An 11760-nucleotide genomic window follows, 5' to 3' on the forward strand; every position below is an offset into this window, starting at 1 on the left:
ATTGAAAAAGTTAGCATTGTTAAGTGTCTCAGATAAGAATGGAATTGTTGAATTTGCCAAGCAACTAGAACAACGTGATTACGATATTGTCTCAACCGGCGGAACATTAAAGACATTATTAGACAACGGTGTTGACGCGATTGCCGTTGAAGAAATTACTAATTTCTCTGAAATGTTAGACGGTCGTGTGAAGACACTACATCCACGCATCTACGCTGGAATCCTTGCTCGTCGCGACAATGACGAACACATGCAACAACTAAAGGAACAAAACATTGATCTAATCGATCTAGTTTGTGTCAACCTATACCCATTTAAAGAAACAATTGAAAAACTGGACGTTACATATGCTGATGCAATTGAAAACATTGATATCGGTGGTCCTTCAATGCTAAGAGCCGCTGCTAAAAACAGCCAAGACGTGATCGTAATTACCGATGTATCAGACTATGACGACTACATCCAAAGATACGACGCCAACGAAATCGACGCTGAATATAGAAGTGGTTTGGCAGCGAAGGTGTTTAGACATACTGCAGCTTACGACGCATTAATCGCCAACTACCTAACCAAAGAAGAATTCCCTGAAAAGCTAACTTTCACATATGAAAAGGTAGAAGCAATGCGTTACGGTGAAAACAGTCACCAAAAGGCTGCATACTACAAGGAACCAATTCCTGAAACATACTCATTAGCTAATGCCAAACAACTACATGGTAAGAAGCTATCATACAACAACGTAAGGGATGCTGACGCCGCACTTCGTATCGTTGCAGAATTCCCAGACCAAGCTACTGTAGTAGCATTAAAACACATGAACCCATGTGGTATTGGTACTGCTGACGATTTATTAACTGCTTGGAACTTAGCTTATGAATCAGATTCAACTTCAATCTTTGGTGGAATCATCGCCTTAAACCGTGAAGTTGACTTAGCAACCGCCGAAAAGATGCACGCCATCTTCTTGGAAATCGTAATCGCTCCATCATTCACCGACGAAGCTTACGACGTATTAGCTAAGAAGAAAAACATCCGTTTACTAACAGTTGACTTCGACAAGATTAACCAAGACAGGTTGGATATAGTTTCCGTCCTAGGTGGAATGTTAGTTCAAGAACGTGACCTCCTTCATGAAGAACCAACTGAATACAAGGTTGTATCAAAGAAACAACCAACTGAAAAACAAATGAAGGCTTTAGCATTCGCCCAAAATGCTGTTAAACACGTTAAGAGTAATGCGATTGTTGTTACCACCGACCATCAAACATTAGGGGTTGGTTCTGGTCAACCAAACCGTATCGACTCAACTAAGATTGCTATCAAGAAGGCTGAAACTAAGTCAGACTATGCAAACGCCGTATTAGGTTCAGATGCTTACTTCCCAATGGACGACTGTGTGGAATTCGCTGCTAAACACGGTATCACAGCAATCGTTGAACCAGGTGGAAGTATCCGTGATCAAGATTCAATTGATAAAGCAGATGAATTAGGTATTGCCCTTGTATTTAGTGGCAATCGTCATTTCAAACACTAGAGTGAGGTTACGATGAAGATGGAAAAATGGTTATTGATTGGTTCAGGTGGTCGTGAATATGCGATGGCCAAAAGTTTATCTAAAAATGTCAATCGAGAAGTTTTTGTAGCGCCCGGGAATCCAATGATGAATATGATCGACAGGGTTCAAACCGTTGATATCGAAGAACTGGATTTCGATGGCCTAATCGAATTTTCCTTGGATAATCAGATTGATTGGACAGTCGTTGGTCCCGAAAGATCACTTAGTGACGGCATTGTTGATCGTTTCAATGATGCTGGTTTGAGGGTCTTTGGTCCAAACAAGGAAGCTGCTCAATTGGAAAGTTCCAAGGAGTTTGCCAAAGAAGTGATGCAATCAGCTAATGTTCCAACCGCCTCTTATGCGACCTTTAGCAATCACGATGACGCGCTTTCATACATGGAAGATCACGATTTTCCAATCGTTGTGAAACTAAATGGTTTGGCTGGCGGAAAAGGTGTTTTCATCATTAAAGACCTAGCAGAGGCCAAGGAGACTTTGCTTAAAATCTACGATAATGATGCCCACCAAGAAATTCTGATTGAAGAATACCTGGACGGCCAAGAATTTTCGATGATTGTGATGGTAAACGATTTGGATGTCATAACCATGCCATTAGCGCAAGATCACAAACGTATCTATGACGGTGATAAGGGTCCCAATACCGGTGGAATGGGCGCTTACAGTCCACTTCCTCAATTCGGTGAAGACGTTTTAAACAAGGGGTTAGTGAAGGTGATTAGACCCGTGTTGTCTGAAATGCACAAACGAGGCATTTTGTTCCAAGGTTTTCTATACGCTGGATTAATCCTGACTAAAGATGGTGTTAAAGTCATCGAATTCAACGTTCGAATGGGTGACCCTGAAACTCAAGTCATCTTGCCACAGTTACAAGGTGATTTGGGGGATGTGATTGTCAAACTAATGAACCATCAAGACCAAACCGTTGATTGGCAAACCGACCGATATTTCCTTGGCAACGTCCTAGCGGCTAAGGGCTATCCTGATAACCATAAAGACGGATTAACACTTCCTCAGTTTAACGATGAGAAACTTTCGTTGGCTTATGCGGGGGTCGAAGAACAAGACGAAAAATTAGTCAGCTCTGGTGGACGCATCATGATGGTGATTTCCTCAGACAAGGACTTAAAGGCTGCTCAAGCAAACGTTAATCAAGCAATTAAGGATAACGTTGACTCAAACGACTACGCTTATCGAACCGACATCGGTGACAAGGCGTTTAGATAAAACAAGAAGCTATGGTGAATGCCATAGCTTTTTTGCTGCAAGTTTTTATCTTTGTATATTAGATTGATAAAGTATAGACTTTTGTTTATACATATTTTAGGGAGTTGAAACAATGGAAAATTACGCACAACAATATGCTGATATTAAAAAAGCGATGCGCAAAGACAAGGCGGCTTTTAACAAGATTGACCGTCGTTTAACCCAAAAAATTAACAACGAAGACTTTAAGGTAATCGATGCCGATAAGGCCCTACAAGAAAATTACACATTTGGTAAACGCCTAGCTGATAAGGTTGCCAAGGTAGGTGGATCATGGGGATTTGTAATTTCGTTCGTCGTCTTTTTAGTTGGTTGGATGTTTATTAACGTCATGCAACTATTTGGTTGGCATTTTGATCCATATCCATTCATTCTTTTGAACTTGGCACTTTCATGTATTTCCGCCATTCAAGCACCCATCATCATGATGAGTCAAAACCGTGCCGGTGAAAAAGATGATCTAGACCGTCGAAACGACTACCACGTTAACTTACGTTCTGAAGAAGAATTGAAGCTATTGCACGCCAAGGTTGATTTACAAACTAAGTACAACAAGCACCAAAGTCAGTTGAATCAATTACAAATGGAAATGTTAATCCGTATCGAAGCTTCCCAACGTGAGAAAAATATTGAAGATAACTTACAAAACAAAAAGGATGATTAATTAGTTAATCATCCTTTTTTTATTTTCCGAACATTACTAAGGAGAAATGGTGATTTTTATCGCAAATATCGATTAGAAATAGAAAAATGTTGCCATTTTCATAACAAAGTAGCATAATATACGTATATTATAAAAACAAATCAGATTAATGTTCGTGATTAGACAGAAAGAGGAATTTATAGATGGATGTCATTAACGAATCAAAGCACTTTAGTTTTGATCAAAAAAAGACGCTTGCCTCCACTACGGTTGGTTTTGCACTAGAAAATATGGATAGCATGTTCTTATCGTTTGCGCTATCATCAATGATTTTGAGTTTACATATCAGTCACGCAGCTGCAGGACTTACTTCAACAATTACCAATTTAGGAAAACTATTTGGTGGATTGTTATTCGGAATTTTGGCTGACCGATTCGGTCGTGTCAAAATCTTCTCACATACAATTTTCTTGTTCGCGATTGCGACAGGATTACTATTCTTTGCTCATAACATTTATGAAATCTACCTACTAAGATTTTTAGCGGGGGTCGGTTCCGGTGGTGAATTCGGAGCAGGGGTGTCACTTATTTCTGAACACTTCCAAGGATTTAAGGTCGGCAAGATTATCTCCTTCTCAGCCGCAGGTGGTCAAATGGGTGGAATCATGGCTGCGATTATCGCTTCCATCGTGCTTCCAATGTTTGGTTGGAACACACTATTCCTATTCGGTTTAATTCCGGTTGCCTTGGCTTACTTCATTCGTCGTCATCTAAAGGAAAGTCCGGTTTACGAAGCGGAAGTAAAGAAGAACAACAAGCTTCCACACGTTTCATTCTCCGAACTATTTAAGACTCCACAATTGGCATGGCAAACCATTGTCATCACCATCATGGTGATTGTTGAAAACGCCGGTTACTACGGCCTAATGATCTGGTTACCAACCATCATGCAAAAACAACTTCATGTCTCAATTTCAAAGTCATCACTATGGATGATTGCCACAATCGTTGGTATCAGTTTGGGAATGATTAGTTTTGGTTACATCATGGACAAGATTGGTCCTAGGGTGGCGTTTGCATTCTTCATGTTATCAGCTGCCGTTGCCATCTATGGAATTGCGATTGCGCACAGTGCAATGATGCTATTGGTATTTAGTGCACTAGCCGGATTCTTTGCCGCTGGTTTCTACGGTGGCTTTGGTGCCATCATCAGTCGCCTATATCCTACCAATATTAGAACCACTGCCAACAACATGATCATGGCAATTGGTAAGTCAGTAGGTGGTTTCTCACCCGTAATGATGGGATTATTGATGGCGAAGTTCTCATTGATACAAATAATGGTCTTCATGTCACTAATGTATCTAGTTGCTGTTATCGCAATGTTGACACTAAAGAAGCTTAGAAACTTTAACCACGGCTACATGTAAAATAAATAAAAAGTGAATTTGATATAAGCAAAAATTGACCTGGTGTCTATTTTTAGTTATTATTAGGTTAAGAAATAATTATAAAATGATTAGATATAATTATTTTCATTCATATTCAGGAGGATTTTCATAATGGATAACGGTTCAAACAACCAACAACCAGATTTTCAACAACAAAATGGTCAACCAAATGGTGGTAACCAATCAATCTACATCAACCAAGCTAAGGCTAATGGTATCGGTACTGCCGGTTTCGTTCTATCATTAATCGCTTTATTGGTTACTTCATGGATTCCATTTGTTGACTTCGTAGTATGGCTATTAGGTGCCATCTTCTCAATTATTGGTTTATTCAAGCAACCTAAGGGTCTTGCTATTGCAGGTACTATCATTTCATTTATTGGTATTATCTTCATCTTATTCGTTGTAACTGTTCTATTTGGTGCAGCATTAGCTTAATACTAGTAAGATAAAGGTGCTTGATTTGATTGATGATTAAAACAAGTACATAAATAAAAAAACACTATCCATTAGGATAGTGCTTTTTTATTGCCGTCAACGACATCTTTGACGATATCTGCGAGGGTGATTTTGCTCATTTCGACTTCGGCTTGTTGTTGCACTTCATTGTATGCCTTATGCAAAGCGGATTGAATGTTGGCCCCGATTGGACATTGTTGATTAGTTTCTTCATCAACGTGGAACAAGTCGGGTTCTTCGATTGCTTTGTAGACATCGAGAAGGGTGATTTCATCAGTTGGTTTGCTTAATGACACGGCAGCACGGCCGGGTTCGCTGGTGATTAAGCCAGCATTTTTGAGTGACGACATTAAACGACGAACAAGGCTGGGATTGGAATTGATACTCCCAGCAATTGCACGGCTCGATAGATCATCTTCGACGATTTCAGCGGCACCAATGTAGGTCAAAATATGAACAGCATCACTCAAACGGTGTGAATACTTCATTATTTGATAACCTTCTTGATGGCGTCCTCGATTGGAGTAAGTGAATGACTAATTACGGCAGTTAAGTCATTTGTTTCTTCATCCAATTGACCATCAGCGATTAAAGCTTGAATGTCTGAAACGATTCCAACAGTGGCATCATCTAATCCAGCTTCCTTTAGACCGTTCTTGTAGTCTTCAGCAGATGCTGAGATAACGGGGAAGTCCTTGCCAGTTGCCTTCTTCAAGGCTTCTGCTAGGTCAGAGTAGGTACGACGTTCACCAGCAAATTCATATATTTCTTTTGGTGACTTGCTTAATAGGACACGAACAGCACCTTCAGCGTATTCTGCTTCTAGCGCCCAACCTACGTGACCGTCGCCAGCACCGTATACGAATGGTTGACCTTCACTAGCTGGTTTTAGAATAGTTGCTTCGTTTTCTAGGTACCAGTTGTTACGAACAAATGAATGTGCAATGCCACTTTCCTTGATAGCTGCTTCTGTTTGAGTGTGATCATGTGATAAGAAGTTATCGGCAGTTTCAGCGTGTGGGAAACTAGTGTAAACGATAAATGCTACGCCAGCTTTTTTAGCGGCATCAATTACGTTTTGGTGTTGAGTCATACGAGGTAGGACAGGGTTTGGTTGTGATGAGACAAATAATAGCTTGTCGATGCCTTCAAGTGATTCTGCCATTTGATCTGGGTTACCGTAATCGAATGGACGAACGTCTAATCCAGCTGGAAGTTGTTTTTCAGCCTTTTCAACATTTCTTGCTAAAGCCACGATATCTGTTCTGTGAACGTTTTTCATTAAAACTTTGATTGCTTCTTTACCGAAGTTACCGGTAACTGCACTAATTGCGTATTTCATAATTTCATCAACCTTTCTAGTTGTTACTTTGTAATTAACATGTTACATATAAGATAACAGGTGGATGAAAATAATGCAACCAAAAAAGCTCCCAAATTTTTGGAAGCTTTCAAAATGTTATTCTCTTGGTTTACTGAAATCAGTAAAGTCACCATCTGTATCATTTACTGATTGAGCGTTTGATGAATCACTACTTTGTTGTGGTTCAACGTTTGCTGAAGATGGTTGATTGTTGATAGGTTGAGCTGGTTGTTGAGGTTGGTTGCTGTAGTTTACAAATGAGGCACCATTGAATGAAGCGTAGTTAATACCACTTAATTCTTCAACTGATTTACCAGTGATTTGGTTGATTCCTTTGTAAGCGGCTTGGAGACGACTTTCCTTTAACCATGATTGGATTGAGAAAGCATCAACAATCCACCAAATCCAAACGGCACTTAGAAAGCCAAGACCGATGATAAGAATAATTGTAACCCATCCAATAATTTCTAAGGTAAGCATTAAAGCGGCATATGGCTTCTTGAATAGGAAACGGTGGACCCCGAATTGTCCTAAAAATACCCATAGTAGCCATGCGGCAACCGGGCTAACGGCATTATTTTCGACGTAATCATTTACCATTAGTTGTTCTTGGGTAGATAATTTCTTACGTGCAGCGAAAACTTGTTGTTCTAAAATATCGACATTGTTCATATAAAAATCCCCCTAAATATCTTGAGTACTTTTAATTATACCATTATTAGATAATTCAAAGCATTCTTAATAATTTCTTAAATTGATTTTTTGTAAGCGATTAATTAATATGTACATAGAATATGAAAAGGGGAAATATAATTATGATTAAAGCATACAAACAATTTTGGAAAAACTACATTAACTTTACTGGAGTAAGTACCAGATCAGAATTCTGGTGGGTATTCTTAATTAACTCAATCATCTACGCAGTCTTTGCACTAGCATTCGGTGGTGTTGCAGTTATTACCGCATTTGCAACTGGTCACGCTGACAAGTCATTCGGGATTGCTGCTCTAATTGGTATCGCAGTATGCGTTCTATACGCTATCGCATCAATCATTCCTACCATTTCACTATACTTCCGTCGTTACCGTGACGCTGGTGTAACACCATGGTTCCTACTAATTACCTATGTTTTACCAGGAATTATAACTAGATTAGATGGTTACAAGCATAACGCCTGGTTATCAGCACTTGTTACTATTATTTCAATCATTGGTTTCATTATTTTAGTAATGCCAAGCAAAGATAGAAAATAATTAAACATCAAAAAGGGCGGGTAACCGCTCTTTTTTTGTGTCAAAAATGAAAGAGTTATTGGTACAATATTTTTCGAATGTAACATTAAATAGAAATAAATTTGGATGTGATAAGATGCTAAGATTTATTGAAGGATTCTCAATGTATTGGAGCCGATACTTCGATTTTAAAGGCCGTAGCACTAGATCAGAATTTTGGTGGAGTTTTTTTGGATTAACACTTATCACTGGAATTATTGCTGGAATTGAAAAATTAGATAATAGACTTGGTCTAACAATCTATTTAATTTTTTCGATTGTCACGGTTGTTCCAAATATTTCACAATACGTAAGACGTTTTAGAGACATTGGGGTAAACCCATATTGGGTTATCATTACATTTATCATACCGTCATTACTTGTGTATACAGTTAAAAAATTACCATGGTATCTACAAGTTATTGATATTTTATTGATATTATCGGATATTGTTTTATCAATTCTGCCAAGCAAAGAAGACTAAAAAAGAGCTAGATTTTTCTAGCTCTTTTTTGATTTAATTCAATTCGTTTGGGATGAGTTTAGTCTTTAGCTCAATGTTGTCTTTATAATCAACTGGAATCTCAATAATCACGGGGCCTTGGATGTCTTTAGCGCGGTTTAAAGCACTGTTTAAATCGTCAACGCTGTTGGCACGAATACCGGTAGCCCCAAAACTTTCTGCGTATTTAACGTAGTCAACATAGCCGAATTTAACTCCGGCATCATGACCGTATTTGGCGACTTCTTGGAACTTAACCATGTCGTAGTAACCATCGACCCAAATTAATTGAATGATGTTGAGGTTTAAACGAACGGCGGTTTCTAATTCTTGTCCTGAGAATAGGAATCCACCATCTCCTGAAATTGAGATGACCGGTTCGTTGGGATGAGTTAAGGCAGCACCGATGGCCCATGGAAGTGATACCCCAAGGGTTTGCATACCGTTACTGAATAGTAAATGACGTGGCTTATAAGTCTTGAAGTAACGGCCCATCCAGATGTAGTGGCTTCCAATATCGACAGTTACAATGGTATCTTCACTGACAAATTTTTGAAGAGATTGAATCACCGAGATAGGGTGCAAACCATCTTCGGTGGTTTCGTGCACTTCTTCGATGGTTTCGGTGAAGTGATCACGTAATTTATGAAGTTGATCGGTAACTTCTTTGGAAAGTTCCATTGAATCATCGATGTATTCGGTTAATGCATCGATACTTTCGGCAATGTCGGCATTAACGATGATACTTGGTTGGTATTCAGCAGTGATTTCAGGTGAAACTGTATCGATGTTAATTACTTGAGTGTGAGCTTGGTTCCAGTTTCTAGCTTCATATTCGACTGGATCGTAACCAACGGCAATCACCAAGTCGCTATTTTTCAAGATGGTATCACCGATTTGGTTATCAAACAAACTGACACGACCGTAGTAATTATCAACAAGTTCTTTTGAAATCACACCAGAACCTTGGTAGGTTTCAACGACTGGAATGGAGAACTTATGTAGCAATTTGTGGAGAGCTGCACTGACTTCAGGAGTTGACGCACGCATACCTGCTAGGATAACCGGTTGTTTGGAGTTTTCGATTAAGTGAGCGATTTCTTTCATGCGAGTTTTATCAACACTACCGTTGGTAATTTTAGGTAGTTTATCGATTACTGGACGTGATACTTCGTCGCCTAAAACATCTTGAGGAACTGAGATGAATGCTGCACCTTTCTTAGGTGATTGAGCGGTGATGTAGGCGTTTGAGAAGGTTTCTGAGATATTGTTGGCATCTTGGACCTCAACACTATATTTAGTAGCACTCTTTAATAAGTCAGCAGAGTTAATGCTTTGGTGGGTAAGGCGCAATAAATCATCTCGTTTTACTTGGCCACCAATGGCAATAATCGGATCACCTTCAGAGGTAGCGGTGATTAATCCGGTTGCTAGGTTGGAAACTCCTGGTCCAGAAGTAACGGCAACAACGCCAGGTTCGCCTGTTAAACGACCGATGGCAGCAGCAATGAACGCGGCATTTTGTTCATGACGAGTAACGATTAGTTTAGGCGTTCTTTCGTCATCGAAATCTTGTAGGTCTTCGAATAGTTGATCGACTTTGGCGCCGGGAATACCGAAGACGTATTTAATATTTTGATTGATCATGCTTTGAATCAAAGATTTTGATCCGGTAGTGGGTTTATCCATAATATCACCTCAAATATGATAAATAATTCTGACAGATTGAATGAATTCTGATACTCTAGAATAGTAAATAATATTATAGGTCAATCTAATTGACCTTTCTATAATAATAGCACTATTCTATATAAGGTCAACTTAATTGACCTAAAGGAGAATAAAATGATCGATAAAAAGAAATTAATGGTCTTTTACTTTGCGTACCAAGAAATCAATCGAATTGTCGATTTATCAAAGTATAACCTAACTTCAAATCAACAAAAAATGTTATTCTCGATTGATACAATTGATGAGATTACAATCAAACAATTACTTCAAATCTTAGATATTTCCAAACAGGCGTTAAACGTGGCGTGCCGCGATTTAAGAGAACGTAACCTCGTATATACCGGACCAGCCAAATCTGATAAGAGAAAAAAAGTCGTGTATTTAACAGATGATGGACGAAAATTAATCGAACAGATTGAAGCTGAACAGTTGAACTTTATCAACGCCATTTGTAATAGTACTAACTACAATTGGGAAGATACGATGAAGAAGTTAACCAATAGCTATCTAGAAGATATTCAAAAATAAAAAACGTTGTGACCTGAACCCCTAAAATTGGAGGATGGTTATGCAATTTTCTGGGAGGAATTGATTCGGTATTCAACCGGTGACATTCCTCCCAGTTTTTGTTTTATACGATAATTGTTGTAATAGGATATATATTCCTTAACCGCTTGGTTAAGGGAATTATAATCTTTAAAATTATTATTATGAACAGTGCCGACCTTTAATTGATTAAAGAAGCTTTCTATGCATGCATTGTCTAAACAAGTAGCTTTTCTACTCATACTTTGAAACACTTTATTACTTTTTAAAACATTGATATATCTACCGTTTTGATACTGAAATCCTTGATCTGAATGAACGGTCATTCTGTAATTAGTTTTGGGACGTAGTCCCATTAATTCATTTAACGGAGAAACTACAAAATCAACGTTTGGATGTAATCCTATATTCCAAGAAATTATTTCACAGTTGTATAAATCCATAAACGCTGTGAAATATGCTCTTTCTGAGGTTGTTTTGTTTCCCCATCTAAGTTCAGTAACGTCTGTAACTATCTTTTGGTATGGTCGATCTGTTCTAAATCTTCTTCTTAGTCTATTGCTTGCGACCTTTCCACAAGTTCCTTTATAAGAATTATACTTTCTGATGTTTCGTTTATAACTATCACATAAAAGTCCTTCGTTCTTCATGATGCGAAGGACTTTTTTATGATTGATATTGTATCCTCGGCGTTTCAATTCAATGGTTACTCTTCTATATCCGTAATCTTGAAATTCATTTCTAATGAATTTAATCTCACTGATGACCTCTTGGTCATCAACTTCGTATTCACGTTGACAAGCATCGTAATAACTACTACTAGATATCTCGGCAATATCTAATAACACAAATAATGGAACGTTCATTTCTCGCCTTAACTCATTTATTATTTGCGCTTTTTCTTTGTTGGTGATTTTTTGCTTTGAATCAAGGCGTCCAATTTTTCCAAGTA

The 11760-nt window shown here is 38.4% G+C and carries 13 protein-coding genes; 8 read left to right on the plus strand and 5 right to left on the minus strand.

The window, feature by feature from the left end; all coding sequences use genetic code 11:
• Position 1 precedes the first annotated feature (1 nt).
• From purH to OEZ61_RS06140, 5 genes are all read left to right on the plus strand, one after another.
• A complete protein-coding gene (gene purH / locus OEZ61_RS06120) occupies positions 2–1534 on the plus strand; it encodes a bifunctional phosphoribosylaminoimidazolecarboxamide formyltransferase/IMP cyclohydrolase (protein WP_034534783.1) in 1533 nt (510 codons plus the stop codon).
• 12 nt (positions 1535–1546) lie between these two features.
• Positions 1547–2803, plus strand: coding sequence for a phosphoribosylamine--glycine ligase (purD, locus tag OEZ61_RS06125; RefSeq protein ID WP_051592244.1), 1257 nt, complete (start codon positions 1547–1549; stop codon positions 2801–2803).
• Between the two features lie 112 nt (positions 2804–2915).
• Positions 2916–3506 carry a DUF1003 domain-containing protein gene (locus OEZ61_RS06130; RefSeq protein WP_290047155.1) on the plus strand — a complete coding sequence of 197 codons (591 nt, stop codon included), beginning with the start codon at positions 2916–2918 and terminating at the stop codon, positions 3504–3506.
• Positions 3507–3688: 182 nt separating this feature from the next.
• Complete coding sequence (locus OEZ61_RS06135) at positions 3689–4915, plus strand: MFS transporter (RefSeq protein WP_290047156.1); 1227 nt, start codon at positions 3689–3691, stop codon at positions 4913–4915.
• A gap of 132 nt (positions 4916–5047) precedes the next feature.
• A complete protein-coding gene (locus tag OEZ61_RS06140) occupies positions 5048–5374 on the plus strand; it encodes a hypothetical protein (RefSeq protein WP_034534785.1) in 327 nt (108 codons plus the stop codon).
• Between the two features lie 71 nt (positions 5375–5445).
• Here OEZ61_RS06140 and OEZ61_RS06145 read toward each other — a convergent pair whose 3' ends face one another.
• The 3 genes from OEZ61_RS06145 to OEZ61_RS06155 form a co-directional block, all read right to left on the minus strand.
• Positions 5446–5883: an Rrf2 family transcriptional regulator gene (locus OEZ61_RS06145; protein ID WP_034534789.1), complete on the minus strand. Its 438-nt coding sequence runs from the start codon at positions 5881–5883 to the stop codon at positions 5446–5448.
• Positions 5883–6737 carry an NAD(P)H-binding protein gene (locus tag OEZ61_RS06150; RefSeq protein WP_290047157.1) on the minus strand — a complete coding sequence of 285 codons (855 nt, stop codon included), beginning with the start codon at positions 6735–6737 and terminating at the stop codon, positions 5883–5885. Before OEZ61_RS06150 ends, OEZ61_RS06145 begins: the two co-directional genes overlap by 1 nt.
• Positions 6738–6854: 117 nt before the next feature.
• Positions 6855–7430 (minus strand): TM2 domain-containing protein, encoded by a 576-nt coding sequence (locus OEZ61_RS06155; protein WP_051592246.1) that lies wholly within the window; start codon positions 7428–7430, stop codon positions 6855–6857.
• 143 nt (positions 7431–7573) lie between these two features.
• Between OEZ61_RS06155 and OEZ61_RS06160 the strand changes: the two genes are divergently transcribed.
• On the plus strand, positions 7574–8011 hold the full coding sequence (locus OEZ61_RS06160; RefSeq protein ID WP_051592247.1) for a DUF805 domain-containing protein: 438 nt from the start codon (positions 7574–7576) through the stop codon (positions 8009–8011).
• A gap of 46 nt (positions 8012–8057) precedes the next feature.
• Positions 8058–8513, plus strand: a complete 456-nt coding sequence (locus tag OEZ61_RS06165) for a DUF805 domain-containing protein (RefSeq protein ID WP_080695561.1) — start codon at positions 8058–8060, stop codon at positions 8511–8513.
• 33 nt (positions 8514–8546) lie between these two features.
• Here the strand turns inward: OEZ61_RS06165 and alsS are convergent, their stop codons facing one another.
• Positions 8547–10220, minus strand: coding sequence for an acetolactate synthase AlsS (alsS, locus tag OEZ61_RS06170; RefSeq protein ID WP_034534792.1), 1674 nt, complete (start codon positions 10218–10220; stop codon positions 8547–8549).
• 156 nt (positions 10221–10376) lie between these two features.
• Here alsS and OEZ61_RS06175 point away from each other — a divergent pair, with 156 nt between their 5' ends.
• Positions 10377–10790, plus strand: a complete 414-nt coding sequence (locus OEZ61_RS06175; RefSeq protein ID WP_034534793.1) for a MarR family transcriptional regulator — start codon at positions 10377–10379, stop codon at positions 10788–10790.
• A gap of 38 nt (positions 10791–10828) precedes the next feature.
• On the opposite strand, the gene OEZ61_RS06180 is transcribed toward OEZ61_RS06175, so the two are convergent.
• The coding region (locus OEZ61_RS06180) for an IS3 family transposase (protein ID WP_290047158.1) at positions 10829–11760 on the minus strand (932 nt) is incomplete at its 5' end.

Source organism: Apilactobacillus sp. EABW-1NA (assembly GCF_030398685.1).
Lineage (GTDB): Bacteria > Bacillota > Bacilli > Lactobacillales > Lactobacillaceae > Apilactobacillus > Apilactobacillus waqarii.

Bases quoted from the DNA above. Each gene is read 5' to 3' on its own strand.
- purD (WP_051592244.1), top strand. From the start codon at position 1,547: ATGAAGATGGAAAAATGGTTATTGATTGGTTCAGGTGGTCGTGAATAT.
- OEZ61_RS06130 (WP_290047155.1), top strand. From the start codon at position 2,916: ATGGAAAATTACGCACAACAATATGCTGATATTAAAAAAGCGATGCGC.
- OEZ61_RS06135 (WP_290047156.1), top strand. From the start codon at position 3,689: ATGGATGTCATTAACGAATCAAAGCACTTTAGTTTTGATCAAAAAAAG.
- OEZ61_RS06140 (WP_034534785.1), top strand. From the start codon at position 5,048: ATGGATAACGGTTCAAACAACCAACAACCAGATTTTCAACAACAAAAT.
- OEZ61_RS06145 (WP_034534789.1), bottom strand. From the start codon at position 5,883: ATGAAGTATTCACACCGTTTGAGTGATGCTGTTCATATTTTGACCTAC.
- OEZ61_RS06150 (WP_290047157.1), bottom strand. From the start codon at position 6,737: ATGAAATACGCAATTAGTGCAGTTACCGGTAACTTCGGTAAAGAAGCA.
- OEZ61_RS06155 (WP_051592246.1), bottom strand. From the start codon at position 7,430: ATGAACAATGTCGATATTTTAGAACAACAAGTTTTCGCTGCACGTAAG.
- OEZ61_RS06160 (WP_051592247.1), top strand. From the start codon at position 7,574: ATGATTAAAGCATACAAACAATTTTGGAAAAACTACATTAACTTTACT.
- OEZ61_RS06165 (WP_080695561.1), top strand. From the start codon at position 8,058: ATGAAAGAGTTATTGGTACAATATTTTTCGAATGTAACATTAAATAGA.
- alsS (WP_034534792.1), bottom strand. From the start codon at position 10,220: ATGGATAAACCCACTACCGGATCAAAATCTTTGATTCAAAGCATGATC.
- OEZ61_RS06175 (WP_034534793.1), top strand. From the start codon at position 10,377: ATGATCGATAAAAAGAAATTAATGGTCTTTTACTTTGCGTACCAAGAA.